The 21,749-nt window shown below is 41.8% G+C and carries 19 protein-coding genes; 2 read left to right on the top strand and 17 right to left on the bottom strand.

Features of this window, described 5'->3' with window-relative positions; all coding sequences use genetic code 11:
- Position 1: 1 nt before the first annotated feature.
- From rpoZ to AAV98_RS12145, 5 genes are all read right to left on the bottom strand, one after another.
- Entirely contained in the window at positions 2–235 is a 234-nt protein-coding gene (gene rpoZ / locus AAV98_RS12165) for a DNA-directed RNA polymerase subunit omega (RefSeq protein WP_060665844.1), read from the bottom strand.
- A gap of 1 nt (position 236) precedes the next feature.
- Complete coding sequence (gene gmk, locus AAV98_RS12160; RefSeq protein WP_060665843.1) at positions 237–851, bottom strand: guanylate kinase; 615 nt, start codon at positions 849–851, stop codon at positions 237–239.
- Positions 852–866: 15 nt separating this feature from the next.
- Positions 867–1,130: an extracellular matrix/biofilm regulator RemA gene (remA, locus tag AAV98_RS12155; protein WP_010193107.1), complete on the bottom strand. Its 264-nt coding sequence runs from the start codon at positions 1,128–1,130 to the stop codon at positions 867–869.
- A 60-nt stretch (positions 1,131–1,190) separates the two neighbouring features.
- Positions 1,191–2,066, bottom strand: coding sequence for a YicC/YloC family endoribonuclease (locus AAV98_RS12150; RefSeq protein ID WP_060665842.1), 876 nt, complete (start codon positions 2,064–2,066; stop codon positions 1,191–1,193).
- A 194-nt stretch (positions 2,067–2,260) separates the two neighbouring features.
- Positions 2,261–4,948, bottom strand: a complete 2,688-nt coding sequence (locus AAV98_RS12145; protein WP_060665841.1) for a calcium-translocating P-type ATPase, SERCA-type — start codon at positions 4,946–4,948, stop codon at positions 2,261–2,263.
- A 159-nt stretch (positions 4,949–5,107) separates the two neighbouring features.
- Between AAV98_RS12145 and AAV98_RS12140 the strand changes: the two genes are divergently transcribed.
- Together AAV98_RS12140 and AAV98_RS12135 are read left to right on the top strand one after the other, a co-directional pair.
- The gene (locus AAV98_RS12140; RefSeq protein WP_060665840.1) at positions 5,108–6,811 is read left to right on the top strand and encodes an Rqc2 family fibronectin-binding protein; all 1,704 of its coding nucleotides are present in this window, start codon (positions 5,108–5,110) and stop codon (positions 6,809–6,811) included.
- Positions 6,812–6,975: 164 nt separating this feature from the next.
- Positions 6,976–7,734: a SurA N-terminal domain-containing protein gene (locus AAV98_RS12135; protein ID WP_060665839.1), complete on the top strand. Its 759-nt coding sequence runs from the start codon at positions 6,976–6,978 to the stop codon at positions 7,732–7,734.
- Between the two features lie 418 nt (positions 7,735–8,152).
- Here the strand turns inward: AAV98_RS12135 and pyrE are convergent, their stop codons facing one another.
- The 12 genes from pyrE to lspA form a co-directional block, all read right to left on the bottom strand.
- Positions 8,153–8,785 carry an orotate phosphoribosyltransferase gene (pyrE, locus tag AAV98_RS12130; protein WP_060665941.1) on the bottom strand — a complete coding sequence of 211 codons (633 nt, stop codon included), beginning with the start codon at positions 8,783–8,785 and terminating at the stop codon, positions 8,153–8,155.
- Between the two features lie 8 nt (positions 8,786–8,793).
- A complete protein-coding gene (gene pyrF / locus AAV98_RS12125; RefSeq protein WP_060665838.1) occupies positions 8,794–9,507 on the bottom strand; it encodes an orotidine-5'-phosphate decarboxylase in 714 nt (237 codons plus the stop codon).
- Complete coding sequence (locus AAV98_RS12120; protein ID WP_060665837.1) at positions 9,479–10,420, bottom strand: dihydroorotate dehydrogenase; 942 nt, start codon at positions 10,418–10,420, stop codon at positions 9,479–9,481. The genes pyrF and AAV98_RS12120 overlap by 29 nt, the downstream gene beginning before the upstream one ends.
- The gene (locus AAV98_RS12115; RefSeq protein ID WP_060665836.1) at positions 10,417–11,193 is read right to left on the bottom strand and encodes a dihydroorotate dehydrogenase electron transfer subunit; all 777 of its coding nucleotides are present in this window, start codon (positions 11,191–11,193) and stop codon (positions 10,417–10,419) included. The genes AAV98_RS12120 and AAV98_RS12115 overlap by 4 nt, the downstream gene beginning before the upstream one ends.
- The gene (gene carB, locus AAV98_RS12110; RefSeq protein WP_060665835.1) at positions 11,193–14,408 is read right to left on the bottom strand and encodes a carbamoyl-phosphate synthase large subunit; all 3,216 of its coding nucleotides are present in this window, start codon (positions 14,406–14,408) and stop codon (positions 11,193–11,195) included. The genes AAV98_RS12115 and carB overlap by 1 nt, the downstream gene beginning before the upstream one ends.
- Positions 14,393–15,490 carry a carbamoyl phosphate synthase small subunit gene (locus AAV98_RS12105; protein ID WP_060665834.1) on the bottom strand — a complete coding sequence of 366 codons (1,098 nt, stop codon included), beginning with the start codon at positions 15,488–15,490 and terminating at the stop codon, positions 14,393–14,395. The genes carB and AAV98_RS12105 overlap by 16 nt, the downstream gene beginning before the upstream one ends.
- A complete protein-coding gene (locus AAV98_RS12100) occupies positions 15,487–16,776 on the bottom strand; it encodes a dihydroorotase (RefSeq protein ID WP_060665833.1) in 1,290 nt (429 codons plus the stop codon). The genes AAV98_RS12105 and AAV98_RS12100 overlap by 4 nt, the downstream gene beginning before the upstream one ends.
- Positions 16,742–17,668: an aspartate carbamoyltransferase catalytic subunit gene (locus AAV98_RS12095; protein ID WP_060665832.1), complete on the bottom strand. Its 927-nt coding sequence runs from the start codon at positions 17,666–17,668 to the stop codon at positions 16,742–16,744. The genes AAV98_RS12100 and AAV98_RS12095 overlap by 35 nt, the downstream gene beginning before the upstream one ends.
- Positions 17,669–17,871: 203 nt before the next feature.
- Positions 17,872–19,191, bottom strand: coding sequence for a solute carrier family 23 protein (locus tag AAV98_RS12090; RefSeq protein ID WP_060665831.1), 1,320 nt, complete (start codon positions 19,189–19,191; stop codon positions 17,872–17,874).
- Positions 19,192–19,348: 157 nt separating this feature from the next.
- Complete coding sequence (pyrR, locus tag AAV98_RS12085; protein ID WP_060665830.1) at positions 19,349–19,891, bottom strand: bifunctional pyr operon transcriptional regulator/uracil phosphoribosyltransferase PyrR; 543 nt, start codon at positions 19,889–19,891, stop codon at positions 19,349–19,351.
- 207 nt (positions 19,892–20,098) lie between these two features.
- Positions 20,099–21,013, bottom strand: coding sequence for an RluA family pseudouridine synthase (locus tag AAV98_RS12080; protein ID WP_060665829.1), 915 nt, complete (start codon positions 21,011–21,013; stop codon positions 20,099–20,101).
- Positions 21,010–21,477: a signal peptidase II gene (lspA, locus tag AAV98_RS12075; RefSeq protein ID WP_060665828.1), complete on the bottom strand. Its 468-nt coding sequence runs from the start codon at positions 21,475–21,477 to the stop codon at positions 21,010–21,012. The genes AAV98_RS12080 and lspA overlap by 4 nt, the downstream gene beginning before the upstream one ends.
- Between the last annotated feature and the right edge of the window lie 272 nt (positions 21,478–21,749).

The raw sequence follows: 21,749 nt of genomic DNA, 5'->3' as shown, positions 1-21,749 counted from the left end.
TTTACTTGTGATTTAGGATGCCTTCGCTTCTTTCAGCAGTTTTAATTGTCTTGGCAGATAATAAGCCTGCGTCAATCTCTTCAAGGGCTTTCCCAACAAATTTGTGAGAAACCGTTTTTTCGATCATTTGATCGTTTACTTGTTGCAATTCACGAGCACGGCGTGCAGAAACGGTGACAAGCGTATATTTTGAATCTAATTTTTGCATTAGTGAATCAATAGATGGGTATAGCATATTATTCAGCCTCCAGCATTTGCTTATATTTTTCACGCAATCTTGTACGTTTACAATGTTCTGCCTGTACAATTGCTTGTATTCTGTCACAAGCAAGGTCCACTTGATCATTTTCCACCACATAGTCATAAGCGTCCATCATTTCAATTTCTTCTTTGGCAACTGTCATGCGGTTATTGATTAAGTCTTCTGTTTCAGTACCTCTTGTCGTGATTCGGTTCTTTAGTTCAGATAGGCTTGGCGGCATCAGGAAGATGAACACACCTTCAGGGAATTTGCTCTTAACTTGAATAGCACCCTGAACTTCAATTTCAAGGAAGACATCCTTGCCTTCAGCTAAACATTGTTCTACATAATCAACAGGAGTACCGTAGTAGTTTCCAACATACTCTGCCCACTCGATAAATTTATCTTCTTCTATTAACTGTTCAAATACTTCTCTAGACTTAAAGAAGTAATCCGTTCCGTCCACTTCCCCTTCACGCGGGTTACGTGTCGTCATAGAAATGGAATAATGTAAACTAACATCTTCTTTTGAAAATAACGCTTTTCTTACTGTCCCTTTTCCAACACCGGAAGGTCCGGAAAGAACAATCAATAATCCTCTATCTCTCATTATATTTACAAATACCTACCCTTCATCAGACATATCATCTTTATTTACCAGGCGTTGTGCCACGGTTTCCGGTTGCACGGCCGATAAGATAACATGATCGCTATCCATTATTAGTACTGCTCTTGTGCGTCTTCCATAAGTTGCATCTATTAACATACCCTGATCTCTTGCATCTTGGATAATTCGTTTGATCGGAGCAGATTCAGGACTAACAATAGATATGATACGATTTGCTGATACGATATTACCAAAGCCAATATTAATCAACTTTATGCTCATGGTTCCCACCTCTTGTTACAAACTCTATTCTAACCGTGTTCCATGGTTAGTAATCAACGATTATTCAATGTTTTGCACCTGTTCTTTAATTTTTTCCAGGCAAGCTTTCATCTCGACGACCAGATTCGCAATATTTGCGTTGTTTGCCTTGGAACCGATGGTATTTACTTCCCTGTTCAATTCCTGGACAAGGAAATCCAGTTTCCTGCCAACAGGCCCTGTAGAATGGAGGGATTGGGTAAATTGACCAAGGTGGCTGTTAATTCTTTTCAATTCTTCATTAATGTCAGCCTTATCAGCAAAAATTGCGGCTTCTGCCAGTATACGTTGTTCATCAATCTGGGAACCTAAATATTCCTTCAGCTTTTTTTCCAACCGCAACCGATACGCTTCCACAACTGTCGGTCCTAATTCTGCGAGCTGCTCCGACATAGTTCCGATAAAGTTTAAATGAGTGATAATATCCTTTTTCAACTGATCGCCCTCAGCAGTACGCATGGCAACCAATTGCTTGGACGCTGAATGGATTTGTTGCAGCAACAATTCTTCTATTGCTTCCATTCCTGTCTGTGTTTCCATAATCGTAAACACATTTTCTAATTTCAGTATATCATTAATCTGAATGGAACCGGAAATTTGGTATCTATCTTTTACCTTATGTATAGAATCTATGTATGCCGAAAGAAGTTCCCAATCCACATTCATGTGTTTATCTTGTATGTCTTGGCCTTCAATCGTTATGAACATTTCTATTCTTCCTCTTTGCAAATAAGAGCTGACGACTTTTTTCATCGTCTCTTCCATTGCTAGGAACTGCTTAGGCATCCGGATATTAATCTCACAAAAGCGATGGTTGACAGATTTCATCTCGACAAGAATCTGATAAGATCCTTGAGTTACTTCTGCCCGCCCAAAGCCTGTCATACTTTTCACCATAGTATACTCACGTCCGTTTCTTAAGTATAGAAAAAGAGCCGGAAAACTGGCTATTGTTGATGCTAAGCAACCACTATATTAGCATTGTTTCCCCTAATTTGAAAGCTATTTTTATAGAAATTTAAGTGGGTAACTGATTGATGGCGAAAAAAGAAGAAAAGGCAATAGAGTTCCCCTCTACTACCTTAAATTTATTATACCATATTCTTTTTTGCTTTTCCTGTGAAAAGAGTACCTACTAGCAAGAAAGTAGGTAACGATGCCATCCCCATTATCAATAACCACTCTTTGGGAGCCAGTGCCACTGTATGGAAAATACCTTGTAAAGGTGGATAATAGATAACGATTAACATTAAAATAATACTGGAAATGACTGCTCCAACAAGGTACATGTTTTGAAACGGGTTTCGATGGAAAATGGATCTATCACTTCGGCAATCAAATACATGAATCAGCTGAGCCATTACAAGCGTTGCAAATGCGACTGTTTGAGCATAAATGAGATTATCCGGGTGTTGTTTGTATACAATCATAAATGCAAGCAAGGTGGCAAGTCCTATTAGGAAACCGCGGGATACTATTTTCCACCATAAACCTCTGGCAAAAACGCCTTCTCTTGGATGCCTTGGTTTACGCTTCATAACGTCCCCTTCTGCTTGATCAAGGCCAAGCGCCATTGCTGGCAAGCCATCTGTTACAAGGTTCACCCACAAAATTTGGATGGGAACAAGCGGAAGCGGCAATGCCAATAACATCGCAAACAGCATGACAAGTATTTCCCCTACATTCGAAGCTAATAAATATCGGATGAACTTCCTAATGTTTTCATAAATGTTACGGCCTTCTTTTATAGCTGATTTTATCGTGGCAAAATTGTCATCCAATAGGACCAGAGAACTTGCTTCCTTCGCAACATCTGTACCGGTTATCCCCATCGCAATTCCAATGTCAGAGGCTTTTATCGCCGGGGCATCATTTACCCCATCTCCAGTCATGGCGACAATATGTCCTTTTTTCTGTAGTGCTTTTACGATGGATAGTTTGTGCTGTGGGGACACCCTGGCAAACACATACACATCATCCACCATGTCTTCTAATTCTTCCTGGCTCATCTTCTGAAGAGTTTTTCCTTCTAGTACTTTACCTCCCATCGGAAGAATGCCAATTTCAGCTGCTATTGCTTTAGCTGTGACAATATGATCACCTGTGATCATCACTGTCCTGATACCTGCTTCTTTACATTCACGAACAGCCTGTTTTACTTCTGGACGGGGAGGATCTATCATCCCTTGGAGTCCGATAAAGACAAGGTCTTTTTCTATCTCTCTTTCGTGCATGCCCTCATGAAAATTAGAAATCGGCTTGAAGGCCACCGCAATATTTCTTAATGCTTGTGAGGCCAATGTATGAACCATATTTTTTACATTCTCTTCATATTTGGCTGAAAACAGCTCCCGCTTTCCTTCCCATAATAACGAATCACTAACATTCGTTATCACATCCGGTGCACCCTTTGTAATGACAAACAGCTTTCCTTGCTTATCTTTTACAACGACACTCATCATCTTTCGTTCCGAGTCAAACGGATATTCTTTTACAATATGGAATTCATTTAGTAAACCTTCACGAGTAAAACCTGCCTTCATGGCTGCAACAGCAAGGGCGCCTTCTGTGGGGTCGCCATCAAGGATGTATTGGTTTTTTTTCTGAATTATATTAGCGTGATTACATAACAGACCGAATGTCAACAGTTGATGCAGTGATTTATTCTTACTTGCACTATCTGCCCCATCTGTTAGGAATTCCCCTTTTGGTTCATAGCCGTTTCCTGATACATGCCAAGTGGTACCACCAGACCAAACATGGGTTACGGTCATTTTGTTCTGCGTCAGTGTCCCCGTCTTGTCCGAACAAATGACAGAAGCACAACCGAGTGTTTCAACAGCAGGGAGCTTTCTGACAATCGATTTCTTTTTGATCATACGCTGAACGCCAAGTGATAGGGCTACGGTTACAATTGCCGGCAAGCCTTCAGGAATAGCTGCAACCGCTAAAGACACACCAGCTAAGAACATTTCATACAAACTATGTCCTTGAAGAACCCCCACCAAGACTACAAGCATAGTCAGTATTAAAGCAACCGTAATTAATATCTTCCCAAGCTGCTCCAGTTTCCTTTGAAGTGGTGTAATGGTTGTCTCCGCAGTCTGTAGTAAATCTGCAATTTGTCCCATGGCAGTATTCATACCTGTGGCAACTACGACACCAACACCCGTTCCACGTGTTACAAGTGTTCCCATAAAAGCCATGTTTTCCTGATCACCTATGGAAATGTCAGAGCCCTGCACAGGTTTATCACTTTTGACGGAAGGCACTGATTCCCCCGTCAGCGCAGACTCCTCAATTTCTAACGAACTGGCCTGTACAATTCGAAGGTCCGCCCCAATACGGTCTCCGCTTCCGAACTTAATAATATCCCCTACCACTATTTCTCTTGAAGCCACTTTCCGCCATTCTTTTTCTCTAAGAACGGTTACTTGTGGTGCCGAAAGCTCTTTTAATGCCTGCAAGGATTTTTCTGCTTTTCTCTCCTGAAAAAAGCCTAAAAATGCATTGATGATCACTATGGCAATGATGGCAATTGCATCGATATATTCCCCAAGCAAACCTGAGATCAATGTTGCTGCAAGCAACACCACTACCATGAAATCTTTGAACTGCTCTAAAAACACTAAAAAGGCGTTCGGTCTCTCCGCCTCTTGAAGTTCATTCGTCCCATACTGCAACAGACGATGTTTTGCTTCTGATTCACTTAAACCCGCCTCTAAATCGGAATTGATCTGCTCTTCGACTTGTTCTGCTCTCATTTCATGCCATTTCATCTGTTCCACCTCACAACCTTTGCACAAAATCTATCTAACAAAGTCTATTCGGACTCGTCCAAAAAAATGATATACTTTTTGGGTGTTATCAAGATTGTTAAGATATAATGATAAAAGAGAAATTTTTTATGTTAAGAACAAGAAGGGAAGTTTACATATATGAGTTTCGACGGTATTTTTACATACGCCATGACTGCAGAGTTGAAGGATAAGCTAGAAAGCGGGAGAATTACTAAGATTTATCAGCCCTATAAAAATGAGCTTATTTTAACGATTCGCTCAGGCAGAACTAACTATAAGCTGCTGATCAGTGCGCACCCAAGCTATGCAAGAATGCACCTGACAGAAGAATCCTATGAAAATCCTTCTGAGCCGCCAATGTTCTGCATGCTGCTAAGAAAGCATTTAGAGGGATCTATCATTACACAAATCCATCAAATTGATATGGATCGCATCATCGTTTTTGATGTAAAAGCGCGAAATGAAATCGGGGATGTTTCTTACAAGCAACTAATTGTGGAAATAATGGGACGACATTCTAATATTATCTTTTTGGATAAAGAAAAACAGATGATTCTGGATAGTATCAAACATGTTCCGATGGCTCAAAACAGACATCGCAGCCTGACACCGGGACAGACCTATGTGCTCCCTCCATCACAGGACAAACTTAATCCGCTGGAAGCTAACGAAGAAACGGTTCAAAGAAAAATTGATTTTATCGGAGGAAGACTTGATAAGCAGCTAGTAAATACATTCGCTGGGGTTTCTCCTATTTTCGCTAAAGAAGCGGTTCACAGAGCCGGACTCGCCAATAGGGACACTTTACCGAAGAGCTTTATGGCCTTAGTGGAAAAAATAAAAACTGGAGACCTCTCCCCTCAAATCATTACAGATGGTAACAAAGAAGTATTCTACCTACTTGATTTGGAACACCTTAAAGGAGAAAGCAAATATTTCTCGACTCTTAGCGAAACCCTTGATCGATTCTACTTCGGTAAAGCATCAAGAGATAGAGTCAAACAGCAAGCAAATGATCTGGAACGATTTATATCCAATGAGATTCAAAAAAATGAAAAGAAAATTGTGAAACTAGAAAAAACGCTAGATGACGCAAGAGATGCGGAAAAATATCAATTGTATGGCGAACTGTTGACAGCCAACCTCTATCAAATTTCAAGAGGAGATACAGAAGTATCTGTAGTGAATTATTATGATGAGAACGCCGGAACCATCACCATTACACTTGATCCGCAGCGTTCTCCTTCAAGCAATGCACAACGTTACTTTAACAAATATCAAAAAGCCAAAAACTCTTTAGCGATTGTGCAGGAGCAAATTGAGAAGGCGAAAGCGGAAATTCAGTATTTTGACATGTTGAACCAACAGGTGGAAACCGCCTCTCCAAAAGATATCCAAGAAATCCGTGAGGAACTGATGGAGGAAGGATACATGCGCATGAAGCAAAAGCGCAAAAAAGTTAAACCTCAAAAGCCTGTTTTAGAAACCTATCTAGCTACCGACGGCACAGAAATCCTTGTAGGAAAGAACAACAAACAAAACGATCATCTAACCAACCGTGTTGCACGTCGCGATGACATATGGTTGCATACAAAGGATATCCCTGGGTCTCATGTAGTTATTAGAAGTGCTGAACCATCTGACGATACCATCAAAGAAGCAGCTACCATTGCAGCCTACTTCAGTAAAGCACGCCATTCCGGTTCCGTTCCGGTTGACTTCACCAAAGTGAGACATGTGAAAAAACCGTCTGGGTCCAAACCGGGATTTGTCATTTATGAGCAACAACAAACCATTTATGTGACACCTGATGAGGAAATGATTATTGGGTTGAGGAACTAAAGAAGCGCACCTGTATTACTTTTGCAGGTGCTTTTTCGTTAAATAAATAATCACAATTCAGGTTTATTTTTACAAAAAGAAGGGTAATTATTTGCTTCCTTATAAAAACCATGTTTAAATGGAAAAATAGTTTTAAATGTTTTTTTCAAATGGAGGGTAACAACATGAAAAACAAGTTGACGATTTTTCTAGTAGCAATGTTAACAGCTGTTCTATTAGCTGCATGCGGTTCTGATGGAAACAATGCTTCTAAAGAAGGTAATCAAAACAAAGAAGCGAAAGAAGGACAAGAACAGCAAACCCCTGAAGTGGAAAAAGTAGATCCTGAAAAAGTTGTCGCTAAAGTCAACGGACAGGAAATTAAAGGCCAGGAATATAATGAAATGCTTCAACAAACTCAAATGATGATGATGCAATTCGGTCAAGGCGGAGACGCTAAAGCCATGAAAGATCAAACACTAAACGCGTTGATTGATCAAAAAATACTTTCTCAAGAAGTAGAAAGTAAAGGCTATAAAACGAGTGAAAAAGAAATTGAAGACTACATCAAAGATATTAAAGCAAATTACGAAAGCGAAGAAAAATTCGAAGAGGCACTTGAAGCAAGCCCTCTTACTATGGAAACTTTGAAGGCGCAAATCTCTGAAGAATTGGCTCTTCAAAAATACATGGAAAAAGAATTCCCTGAAACAAAAGTAACGGACGAGCAGATCAAAGAATACTACAACCAAGCAAAAGAGCAAAGCGAAGCACAGAAAGCAGAAGCTCCTGAAGGTGAAGAAGCACCAGAAAACAAATTCCCTGAGCTAGCGGAAGTTGAAGACCAAATCCGCGGTCAACTAGAACAAGAAGAAACACAAAAGAAACTACAAACGCTTGTTGAAGATCTGAAAAAAGACAGCAAAATTGAGAAACTAATCTAATAGTATGAAGTTAACGAACGCACCCTTTGATTTGGGTGCGTTTTGTTGTTTTAGGAGACTTTTGAGAGAATATCTACAGTTGTAAGTCGTTCCGATTCGTTTAAGAGATAACTCTTTCATTATTCTTCTTGCACTACGTACATTATTTTTGGGAACTACTGATGAGATTGGTGCTCAATGTGAGGTTCTACAGTAAAACCGCAACCTTCTACCACTTTTCATGCGACCTTCTACATTTCCCGGATTCGCTTGAACATTTCCCAACCTACCTTCTACCTCTAAACTCTCATATTCTACTCTTTCCCTCGTCCTCTCAGCTCCCTCTTTTTCATAATAGGTAATCTTCTAATTCAATAATTTACTCCCCAACAAAAAAATCCCCCAGACCACCACCGGTCCAAGGGATTCCCCTAAAAACTTAAAATTCCATCCAAGTCTCACTCGTTGGGTTCTCCACCCACTTCGAAAGCTTCTTGCGGTCATTTTCTGCAATGTAGTTCTTCTCGATTGCCACATCCATCAAAGTCTTATAATCACACAGAGCATGAGCTTCAATCATGTAATTAGATAAGTTGTCATCTGCAACTTCCAAACCGTATGTAAAAATTGCTACCACACCAAGCACTTCGCATCCAGCTTCCCTTAGTGCGTCAACGGCTGCAATAGCGCTGCCACCGGTGGAAATTAAATCTTCCACAACCACAACTTTCTGGCCGGCTTCTACTCTTCCTTCAATCTGATTGCCTTTTCCATGTGCTTTTGCTTTGCTTCGAACGTAGCACATCGGCAAGTTCAGTTCGTTGCTCACCAATGCGGCGTGAGGGATACCGGCTGTTGCGGTACCAGCTACCACCTGCAGATCCGGAAATTTTGAAACAATTAATCTCGACAAAGATTCAGAAATGTTCTTCCTAACACGAGGATAAGAAATAGTTAAACGGTTGTCACAATAAATAGGTGATTTTATTCCTGAAGACCATGTAAATGGGTCGTTCGGTTGAAAAAATACTGCTTTGATTTCTAGTAAATCTTCCGCCACTGTTCTATTCATGATATTGTTCATCCTATCTCCACTCCTTGCCATTGTTGTAAAATTGCTTGATAAGCCTTGCGTGGGTCACCAGCACGGGTGATACTGCGACCTACTACAATTTCGGTCGCACCAAAATTCCGTGCATCCAGAGGAGTTACTACACGTTGCTGGTCATCCACACTTTCCTCTTTCATTCGGATTCCGGGTGTCACCTTTTTGAACTGCTCTCCAAAGGCATCACGCAGCATCGTTGCTTCTAGTGAGGAACACACCACACCATCCAAGCCGCTCTCAAACGCATTCCGTGCATAGTGCAGAACTACTTCATTAAGCGGCGCATTGATCAAGAGGTCCGCTTGCATACGTTTTTCTGACATACTAGTAAGCTGGGTGACAGCAATCAAGTTGGGACGACGTCCACTCGCACCTTCCATCAATCCTTCCAATCCTGCCTTCATCATCTCTTTCCCGCCGGCAGCATGTAGATTGGTCAATGAAACACCTAACTTCCCAAGACCTTTCATTGCCTTATAAACAGTATTTGGTATGTCGTGAAGCTTTAAATCAAGAAATACTTCGTGGCCTTCTGCAACCAAGTATTCTACAATTCCTGGCCCTTCTTGGTAAAACAGTTCCATTCCCACTTTTACATATAATTTTTCCTCACCAAAATGTGCAAGAAATCCCAAAACGTCTTCTTTACCTGCGAAATCAAGCGCGACTATAAGCGATTTTTGCATGCTGCTTCCAGCTCCTTCCGATACACTCAGAAATATGATCAAATCCTAATTCGTGCATTTTATAAGGAAGTTCTTCGATGATGGTCGGACAAACAAATGGGTCTACAAAGTTTGCAGTTCCAACAGCTACGGCACTAGCTCCTGCAAAAAGGTATTCTAAGACGTCTTCAGCAGATTGTACCCCACCCATGCCAATGATTGGAATGGAAACCTTTTGACTGACTTCATGGATCATTCGAATCGCTACAGGCTTTATAGCCGGACCAGATAATCCACCTGTGCCATTGGCTAACACTGGTCGCCCTGTTTTCAGATCGATTCTCATACCGAGCAGTGTATTAATCATTGTCAATCCATCGGCTCCAGCCTTTTCAATTGCCACCGCAATCTCTGAAATGTTTGCAACATTTGGGGATAATTTTACATAGACAGGTACTTCTGAAATTTCCTTAACTGCCTTCGTTACTTCAAAAGCTACCGCAGGGTCTGTTCCGAATGCAATCCCTCCTGTTTTTACGTTTGGACAGGAAATGTTTAACTCCAAAGCGTGAACATTCGGAGCGACAGAGATTTCTTTTGCAACTTTTACGTAGTCTTCAATAAAGGATCCTGCAACATTTGCAATGATCGGAACATTGTACTCTGCTAAAAAAGGCAGTTCCTCTGACATGACCTTTTCCAATCCTGGATTTTGCAGCCCGATTGCGTTCAGCATCCCGGCGTTCGTTTCGGCTACTCTTGGGGTCGGGTTTCCAAACCTAGGCTCTGAAGTGGTGGCTTTTATCATGATTGCTCCTAAAACATTTAAGTCATAAAGTTTGGCAAACTCCCTTCCAAAGCCGAAGCATCCTGAAGCCGGCATGATTGGATTTTTCAAATCAAGACCTGGTAACTTTATCGATAAGCAACTCATAGTACAACCTCCCCTGCTCGGAAAACCGGCCCATCTGTACAAACTTTTCTGTAAGAGTACCCTTCTGGGTCATTTTGAAGATGACAGACGCACGCAAAGCATGCTCCGATTCCGCATCCCATCCGCTCTTCAAGAGAAAGGTAGACGTTTTTATCTGGAAATAGATTTTCAAGTGCGCCAAGCATCGGAGTTGGACCGCATGCAAAAAGTGTCGTGAAAGGAATCTGGATCTCCTCCAACACATTTGTCACGAATCCTTCTGTTCCGTAAGTTCCATCAACCGTTGCCACATAGGTGTCACCAAAGTAAGCAAAGTTATTTTTATAAAAAATATCTTCTTTTGATTGAAAGCCTAATACGTGGGTGGTACTTACTCCTCTTCGGTTTAATTGCTTGGTCAATTCCAGCAGCGGAGGAACACCGATTCCTCCTCCAACTATTAATGCATGATCGCCGCGTTGGAGTTCGTCTAAGGAAAATCCGTTTCCAAGCGGTCCTAATACATCTAGTTTCTCTCCAGGTTTCTTACCAGCTAAAAGCATTGTTCCTTTTCCCTCAGCTCTGTACGTGATCTTGCATTGGCTTTTTTCTTTATCTATGCAAGAGATACTGATAGGACGCCTTAAAAGGGTATCTAAGCCTTCTGTTACACGGATATGAACGAACTGACCAGGGGAACTCATCAGGTCGACGAGTTCTCCTTCTAAGGTCATTTCATAAATATTACGAGCGATAACAGTTTGTGAGATGATGGTCATCCAGGCTTTTTTCATTAGCTGAACACCGCCTCTTTTTCTGAGCTTTCCAAGGTCTCGATTGATTCAATGGAGAATGTCATCGATTCTAATACCCTCAGAATCGCTTTTGCTGTATCAAGGGATGTGAGGCAAGGAATCCCATTTTCCACTGATTCACGGCGGATTCTGAATCCGTCACGTGCAGGCTGTTTTCCTTTTGTCAACGTGTTGATAACAAATTGTGCTTGCCCTTTTCTAATCACATCAATCAGGTTTGGTGATTCTCCACCTATTTTATTTACAACCGTTACGGGGATGTCGGATTCTCCAAAGAATTCGGCAGTTCCTGCTGTTGCCAAAAGTTCATACCCGATACGGTGGAATCTTTTCGCTAGTTGAAGCGCCTCTTCTTTATCCTTGTCGGCAATGGTGAACAACACCGCGCCATAAGTTTTTATGGAGATTCCAGATGCAACCAGACCTTTATATAGCGCTTTTTCTAGGGTGATGTCTTTCCCCATTACTTCTCCTGTAGATTTCATTTCTGGTCCAAGGGTGATGTCTACATTTCTTAGTTTTGCAAAAGAGAATACCGGAACCTTCACAAACACCCCTTTTGTTTCTGGCTGCAGTCCAGATCCATAGCCAAGTGAAGCAAGAGTTTGACCTAAAATGATTTTGGTTGCTACTTTTGCCATTGGCACATGGGTTATTTTGCTTAAAAATGGTACAGTACGGCTTGATCGCGGGTTTACTTCGATTACATAAACTTCCTCTTTGTAGATAACAAATTGAATGTTTAGTAGTCCAATAATGTTTAAGCCTTGTGCCAGCCTTGTTGTGTAATCAATGATTTGTTCTTTTATTGCCTCACTCAATGTTTGTGGAGGATAGACCGCAATCGAATCACCTGAGTGAACACCAGCGCGTTCAATATGCTCCATGATGCCTGGGATGAATACATCTTGTCCATCTGAGATCGCGTCTACTTCTATTTCTTTACCTGTCATATACTTATCAATCAGCACAGGATGTTCGGGGTTAATTTTTACCGCATTTTTCATGTAGTGTAAAAGCTCTTCAGACTTATAGACAATTTCCATTGCACGACCGCCTAAAACATAAGATGGACGTACAAGCACTGGATAGCCTATTCCCTCTGCAATTTCGATTGCCTCAGGGATAGAGATAGCTGTTTTCCCTTTAGGCTGTGGAATACCAAGGTTGTTCAATGTCTGTTCGAATTTATCACGGTTTTCCGCTCGATCTAAGTCTTCCAAAGTAGTACCCAGAATCTTTACTCCTCTTGCTTCTAATTCTGCAGCAAGGTTGATTGCCGTTTGGCCGCCAAATTGCACGACGACTCCTTTTGGCTTTTCGAGATTGATGATATTCATGACGTCTTCAATCGTTAATGGCTCAAAATAAAGTTTGTCAGAAATACTAAAGTCTGTTGATACGGTTTCCGGGTTATTGTTGATGATGATTGCTTCATAACCCGCCTCCTTAATCGCCCAAACAGAATGGACCGTTGCATAGTCGAACTCAACACCTTGACCAATTCTGATTGGACCTGAGCCCAACACGACAATGCTTTCTTTTTCGGTTACTTCTGATTCGTTCTCCTCTTCATACGTTCCATAGTAGTAAGGAGTACCGGATTCAAATTCTGCTGCGCACGTATCCACCATCTTAAAGACTGGTGCAATGTTCTCTTGAAGGCGAAGTTCATAGATGTCTCTTTCGCTTGTGGCCCATAGTTTAGCGATGGTTTCGTCGCTGAATCCCATTTCTTTTGCTTCAATTAAGGTGGAGAGGCATCCGTTGTTGCTTGTGATGAACTCTTCCATCGCCAAAATTTTATGCAGCTTTTGCAGGAAAAACAGATCAATCTCACACCAGTCATGGATAGTATGGATAGTGACGCCTCTTCTCATCGCTTCTGCGATATAGAACAATCTTTCATCTCCAGCTTTTCTGATTCGTTTTTCCACAAGTTCATCTGAGAACCCTTCGCTTCCTTCCAGCTCAAGGTAGGAAATGTTCGATTCAAGAGAACGAACTGCTTTTAGAAGTGATTCTTCAAACGTTCTGCCGATGGCCATTACTTCTCCTGTTGCTTTCATTTGAGTGCCAAGTCGGCGGTTCGCTGACTCAAACTTATCAAATGGGAACCTAGGAATTTTTGTTACGATATAATCCAGTGCCGGCTCAAAGCATGCATACGTTTTTCCTGTAACTGGGTTCATCATTTCATCTAACGTCAAACCTACTGCGATTTTTGCGGCTAATTTAGCAATTGGATAACCTGTTGCTTTGGAAGCAAGTGCAGATGAGCGGCTAACCCTAGGATTTACTTCAATGATGTAATAGTTGAAACTGTGTGGATCAAGCGCCAGCTGTACATTACATCCACCCTCGATTTCTAGGGCACGAATGATTTTTAGAGAAACATTTCGCAACAATTGATATTCCCTGTCACTAAGTGTTTGGCTCGGCGCCACCACGATGGAGTCTCCCGTATGCACACCAACTGGATCAATGTTCTCCATATTACAGACCACAATCGCATTGTCATTGCTGTCACGCATTACTTCGTATTCAATTTCCTTGAATCCAGCGATGCTCTTCTCTAACAAACATTGTGTGACAGGACTGTTTTTCAGGCCGCTTGTCACAATTTCAATTAACTCTTCCTCGTCCGAACAAATTCCTCCGCCTGTTCCGCCAAGCGTATAGGCAGGTCTTACAATGACCGGGTATCCTACTTCTTTTATAAATTCATAAGCTTCATCCAGGTTTGTGATGATTTCACTTTGAGGGACAGGCTCTCCCAGTTCATTCATCAAAGTACGGAACAGGTCGCGGTCTTCTGCTTTTTGAATAGCAGATAGCTTCGTCCCAAGGATCTGAACATTACATTCCTCTAGCACACCTGCTTCTGCCAGCTCCACAGCAAGATTCAATCCTGTCTGACCTCCCAGGGTAGGAAGAATGGCATCTGGTCGTTCCTTGCGGATGATTCTGCTGACAAATTCTACCGTTAATGGCTCCATGTATACTTTATCTGCCATCTCTTGATCTGTCATGATGGTTGCAGGATTGGAGTTTACTAGAATGACGCGGTATCCTTCTTCGCGTAGGGCGATACACGCTTGTGTACCTGCATAATCAAATTCTGCTGCCTGGCCGATCACGATTGGACCTGACCCGATTACTAGTATAGATTGGATGTCTAGACGTTTTGGCATACAAGTTCCTCCTTTTTTGCTTCCTTGATAAGTTCCATGAATTGATCAAATAAGTAGTTCGCATCTTCTGGTCCGGGACTTGCTTCCGGGTGATATTGGACCGTGAAAACAGGGTAATCTTTATGTTTGACACCTTCGACCGTACCGTCGTTTAGTGCGATATGCGTTACTTCTAGTCTTGTATTTCCTAATGACTCTTCTGTTACGGTGTAACCATGGTTCTGGGATGTTAAGGCCACTTTTCCAGTTTTCAAATCTTTTACCGGATGATTGGAACCACGATGGCCGAATTTCATTTTTTCCGTATCCGCCCCACATGCAAGGGCAAATAACTGGTGTCCAAGGCAAATGCCGAATACCGGTACTTTTCCGAGTAGTCCTTGAATCATGGTGATGGCTTCTGGAACATCTTTTGGATCTCCAGGGCCATTAGACAGCATCACTCCGTCCGGGCTTAACTGCATGATTTCTTCGGCTGTAATATTGTAGGGGACCACCACCACATCGCATCCCCGTTTGTTCAATTCTCGTAAGATCCCGTGCTTCATTCCGAAGTCCACAAGAACCACTCGGTACCCACGCCCAGGGCTAGGATAAGCAGTCTTCGTAGATACTTGATGTACTTGGTTAGTTGCAAGCGTCGTTGTTTTTAACTGTTGAATCACTTCTTCACGATCTACATCAAGTCCGCATAGTGCTCCTTTTAATGTTCCGTGCTGACGAATGATTCTTGTCAGTTTTCTCGTATCAATCCCTGCAATTCCGGGAATGTCTTTCGCTTTGAAAAACTCATCCAGTGTCCACTGATTACGGAAGTTGGAAGGATAATCGCTGACTTCTTTCACGATAAAACCGTGGATGGCAGGATGTATGGATTCAAAATCATCTCTGTTCACTCCGTAATTACCAACAAGCGGATATGTGAGGGTAACAAGCTGGCCGCAGTAAGACGGATCAGATAAAATTTCTTGATATCCTGTCATTCCTGTATTAAAAACAACTTCACCTATAGAGTCCTTTAAGCTGCCAAACGCTTTTCCTACAAAGAAAGTGCCGTCTTCTAAAATTAGTTGTCGATTCATACTTGAACACTACCTTTCTGCCAAACTAGTTTTCCTTCTACTATGGTCAACACTGGCCAACCTTTACATTCCCACCCCGTGAAAGGAGTATTTTTACCTTTGGATAGGAAGGTTTCCGGATTAATAGTGGATGAGATATTTAAGTCAATAATGGTAAGATCTGCAGTAGCTCCTTCTTCCATTTTTCCACTTTGGAGTTTGAACACTTCTGCAGGTTTAACAGTTAACCAAGCTAATAATTGCTTTAACGTGAATTTCTTTGTTTCCACAAAGTTTGTGTAGAGTAATGGAAAGGCAGTTTCTAATCCTACAATTCCAAATGGTGCTTTTTCCATGCCTTCCGCTTTTTCTTCCGCCGTATGAGGGGCATGATCAGTTGCGATGAAATCAATGGTACCGTCAACCAACCCCTCGATTAACGCTTCTTGATCTGCTTTCCCTCTTAATGGGGGGTTCATTTTGAAATTTGGATCAAGTCCAGGGATGTCCTCTTCACATAGCAACAAATGATGCGGACTGACTTCAGCAGTTACCTTTATTCCAGCACGTTTTGCATCCCTGACCACCCTGACCGATTCTTTTGTGCTGATATGACAGACATGGTAGTGACAGCCTGCAGCTTCCGCAAGCAGAATATCACGTGCGATATGAACAGATTCACATACAGAAGGGATCCCATTTAATCCATGTTCCTTAGAAAACTTCCCTTCATGCACAGATCCTTTATTTATCAAAGTATTTTCTTCACAATGAGCTACGATTGCCATATCAAGAGACGCCGCTTGTTTCATTGCTTCCAGCATTTTAGAGGCATCCTGTACGCCTACCCCATCGTCTGTAAAAGCAAATGCGCCAGCTTCTTTTAATTCAGCAAAATTGGTAAGTTCCTGGCCAAGCTGCCTTGTCGTAATACAAGCATATGGAAGGACTTTTACGCTTGCCGTTTCTTTGACTCTATTATTCATCCAAGCTAGCTGATCTTTCGTATCAGGTGTTGGTCTCGTATTAGGCATTGCGCAGATCGTGGTGAAACCACCTTTAGCCGCTGCTTTCGTTCCGGTTTCAATGGTTTCTTTCTTTTCCCCGCCAGGTTCCCTTAAGTGGACATGCACATCGATGAACCCAGCTGAGATAAGATTTCCTTCCAGATCAATTACTTCTTCCATGCCGTTAATTTCAATGTCGGAGGCGATGTTTTTGATGTTTTTCCCCTCAATCAGGATGTCCACCTTTTCCAGTTCACCTTCAGAATTAAGCCATTTCCCATTCTTTAATAATGTTGTCATGCTCTTTTCCTCCTTCATTGTTTGTTAATGCTCTTTTCAATACAGCCATTCTCATGTATAAGCCGTTTTCCATCTGTTTAAAAATTCTTGAGCGCTCGCATTCCACAAGCTCATCTGCAATTTCCACCCCACGGTTAATTGGTGCCGGGTGCATGATGATACTTTTCGGCTTCATTTTTCTTTCTCGTTGAATTGTCATACCATAATGCGCATGGTAATCATCCAATTCTGCATTACTGCTGTGATGCCTTTCATGCTGAATTCTTAAGAGCATCACGACATCACTTGTATTAATTGCCTCATCCATTGTGATGTACGCTTCTTTTGGAAAAGTGTTATCCTTCCATTCATCAGGTGCGACAAATCTTACCTCTGCGCCCAATCGCTCAAGAACTTCTGTGTTCGATCTTGCTACCCGACTATGGCGGATATCGCCGATGATGGTTATTTTCAGGCCCTCGAAGCGTTCAAACTCTTGGAATATTGTCATCATGTCCAAAAGCGATTGCGTTGGATGATTTCCACAACCATCGCCTCCGTTGATGATTGCTGCATCGATAGTATGTAATTGGTCGAAATATTCCTCTTCCGGGTGGCGAATGACAAGTGCACTTACGCCAAGTGACTCTAAAGTTTTAGCGGTATCGTACAAACTTTCCCCTTTATTGACACTTGATGTACTGACTTCAAATGGTATTACTTGAAGGCCAAGTTTTCTTTCTGCCACTTCAAAACTGCATTTTGTTCTTGTGCTTGATTCAAAAAAGAGGTTGGCGACGAATGTCAGTTTTTCTGGTGTCCATTGTTTGCCTTCTTGAAAATCCGTTGCTTCTTCAATCAGTGCCATAATTTCCTCGTTTGCCAAGTCACTCATCGTACGTAAGTGTCTCATTACCATCCCTCCTATTTCATACACCACTGTGGATTTTCGCACAGCTATTGTGTTCCCTTCAGCAAAAAACACCCTATCCGTTTTGCCGGAAGGGTGTTTCGGTCATACTTAGGTAAACAAGAGGATACTATTGCAGAATCTTCCTTGTCACCTAAGCGTTTGACTTGCACCCTTCTCAGCCTCTCTGGACTTCTCTTAAAAGGTTAAGCTACTGTATTTTGTTTTTCTTCGTATTTTCTTTGTTCTGTTTTTTCTTGTTCATCATGCGGCAAGACTAGGTTTAAGAAAACTCCGATAATGGCAGCCATTGCCATTGCAGGTATTTGGAAATCGTCAATCTTTATGAACGCTCCTCCAATTCCTATAACCGTTATGACTGCTGCAATGATCAAGTTTCTTTTACTATTGAAATCTACCTTGTTATCAATCAGCATTCTTAATCCGCTTGATGCAATAATTCCGAAGAGCAGGATGCTTACTCCGCCCATCACTGCACTTGGAACAGTGCTAATTAATGCAGCAATTTTTCCGATGAAACCGAATGTGATGGCGATCACTGCTGCTCCCCCGATGACAAACACACTGAACACTCTTGTTATCGCAAGTACACCGATATTTTCCCCATAGGTTGTATTTGGAGGTCCTCCGATCAGTGATGCAAGCATGGTTGCCACTCCATCACCAAGGATGGAACGGTGTAGACCTGGCTTTTCGATAAAAGGTCTCCCTACAACTTTACTTAGTACCATCTGATGTCCGATGTGCTCTGACAAGGTTACGATAGCCACAGGCACCATGATGAAGAAGATAGATGCATTGAAGCTTGGTGTGTAGCTGACAAATGGGATGATGAAATCTGGTACTTGAATCCAGCTTGCATTTTTTACAGGTGATAAGTCTACCAGGCCAGTAAAATAAGCAATCAGGTAGCCGGAAACTATTCCGATCAAGATAGGGATCAGGCTAAAGATCCCTTTTAGAAAAATGATTGCTCCGATTGTGATGGCTAAAGTAGCCATCGCAACCATCAAGTGCTTTACACTGTATATTAATTCAGCTTCCGGTGCTCCCGGATTTTCGTACATTGCCATATCCACAGCAACTCCAGCTAATCCTAAACCGATGACAATGATGATTGGTCCTACCACAACAGGCGGCAAGAGTTTCATAATCCATTGATGTCCAAGCTGTTTGATTAACAATGCTACCATTCCATAAGCAAGACCGGCCATAAAGCTTCCGATCATCGCAGCCCCTGGGCCTCCTATTTCAGTAGCCAAAATGATTGGTACGATGAAGGCAAAGGATGAACCAAGGTATGCTGGTATTTGACCTTTTGTTATTAGAAGGTATGCAAGTGTCCCTAGTCCGCTTGATACTAATGCTACAGCTGGACTTAAACCTACTAAAAGCGGAACGAGGATGGTTGCGCCGAACATGGCAAATAAGTGCTGCAGGCTTAAAATTAACCACTTTGGCTTACTTGGTACTTCGTGTATATCTAAAACTGGTTTCTCTCTCATAATGTTTACCTCCCGAATTTTCCCATAAAAAAACTCTTTGTGCGCAGCGTGATGACACAAAGAGGTAGAGAGGTTTCAGGAAGATTCGCCAGCAGCGAATTCTAAAACCAATGTACCCCTTTGCCAGCCTCACGGGACTGCATTTAAAAGGGTTTATTTATTTATCATGTATGCTTACTTGATCGTTATCATCAATTTCAGATAGTTCCACCACTATCTTTTCCGTGCTAGCAGTAGGAATGTTTTTTCCTACAAAATCAGCTCGAATCGGTAATTCTCTGTGACCTCTATCAACTAGTACGGCTAGCTGGATTTGTGAAGGTCTTCCGAAATCCATCAGGGCGTCCATTCCCGCTCGAACGGTTCTACCTGTGAACAATACATCATCTACTAGAATGACTTTTTTATTGTTGATGTCCACCGGAATATCAGAGCCTTTGACAAGTGGTTCATTATCAGAAGTTTTGGTTGTCAGATCGTCTCTGTAAAGGGTGATATCTAGTTCTCCTACCGCGATATCCTTTTCTTCTATCTGATTGATGCGCTCGGCCAATCTTTTAGCCAAGTGAATTCCCCTTGTTTTAATTCCCACAAGAACAGAATCCTCCACACCTTTATTGCGTTCAATAATTTCATGAGCGATGCGTGTTAACGCTCTTCTTATTGCCTGCTCGTCTAAAATCAATGCTTTTTCCGCCATTTATTTTCACCCTTTCTTGCCCTTAGTTGTAACGAGAAACAAAAAACCTCTCACCGTATGATGAGAGGTTTTTGTACACGAAAATAGAGGGATGGCTATAGATATAGCTTCTCCATTCGTATATGCCGTTACCTTCTCAGCCTCACGGGACTGTCGTTTAAAGGTCTTATTCAACTGGTATGATTATCTCAAAATAATATTAACCTGTCAATGATTTTTTAAATGTTTTAAAACGCGCTCGAATTCTAGCGGAAGCGGTGCCTGGAATTCCATGTATTTTTCCGTACGAGGGTGAATAAACCCTAGGATCCCTGCATGCAGAGCCTGTCCTTCAATATCGAGTGATTTTTTCGGACCGTATTTAGGGTCACCTGCCAAAGGATAACCAATATATTTCATATGAACACGGATTTGGTGCGTTCGCCCTGTTTCAAGCTGGCACTCAATGTGCGAAAAGTCTTTGTAGCGTTCAATCACACGGAAGTGAGTGACAGCGTTTCTACTGTTTTCATTTGTCACCGTCATCGCTTGACGATCTTTTTTGTCACGGCCGATTGGCGCATCTACTGTCCCTACATCATGAGAAATAACACCGTGCACAATTGCCTGGTACTTTCTTGTAACTGTCTTGGCTACTAGTTGATTTACAAGCTTTTCATGGGCAAAATCATTTTTTGCTATCATTAACAACCCTGAAGTGTCCTTGTCAATACGGTGGACAATCCCCGGTCTTAAAACGCCATTAATACCGGAAAGATCTTTGCAATGTGCCATCAACCCGTTCACAAGCGTGCCGGTTGCATGGCCTGCCGCAGGATGAACAACCATACCACGAGGTTTGTTGACAACAATAACGTCCGCATCTTCATAATAAATATCCAGATCCATTTCTTCCGGCAAGACATCTAGTGCCTCCGGTTCCGGGATAGTAACGGAAATATCGTCTCCAACACTACATTTATAGTTTGGTTTAATCTTTTCGCCGTTAACAAGAACCTGTCCTTCTTTAATCCATTGTTGGACCTGTGAACGGGACCACTCTTCATTTTGAGTGGAAAGCACCTTGTCAATACGGTCATTTTTTTGTGATTCATCAATCTGAATCGTCATTGTTTCAGTCATTTTTGTGATAACTCCTTCTCTTTCTTGCCCTCAAGTATCGTTAAGATTAATATAATCCCAACCCCTATTACTAATGCAGAATCAGCTACATTAAAGATAGGGAAATCGTAGGTGAAGATGAATGTATTGATAAAGTCGATTACTTCTTGGTGTAATACACGATCGATAAAGTTCCCAATAGCGCCTCCCAGCATCAGGCTTAATGCAAGTTTCATCCAAGGCTGATCTTTAGGAAGCTTTTGCAAATATACGATAAGTCCAATAACAACACCAACAGTAATAATGTAAAAAAAGTACATCTGGCCTTCAAGTATCCCCCATGCCGCTCCTCTATTGCGGTGGGAAGATATGTACAAAAAGTTATGTATGATCGGAATGTTCTCTCCAATTTCCATATATCTTACTACCAACCATTTTGTTAGTTGATCAATTATGATAATGACAAGTGCAATAAGATAATACATCTTAACACGTACCCCCAGGTTTTTATATGTACTTTAGAATTATAGCAAATAGAGGGTGGTAAATAAAGCTGCTAGGAAACAATTCGTTATTCAGGGTGGAGGATTACCTTTGGTTTTGAAATATCGGGAACTTTGTCCTTATTGGTGGCGTATGACTACCTCTGCCTTTGCAATACTGGGAACTTTGTCCTCATTCGGGGTCTATGACTACCTCTCTCTTAGAAATATGGGAAACTTTGTCCTCATTCGGGGTCTATGACTACCTCTCCCTT

The organism is Bacillus sp. CHD6a (assembly GCF_001293645.1).
Taxonomy (GTDB): domain Bacteria; phylum Bacillota; class Bacilli; order Bacillales; family Bacillaceae_I; genus Sutcliffiella_A.
Note: the sequence above shows the minus strand (reverse complement) of the source record. Positions and strands in the feature narration are given on the sequence as shown.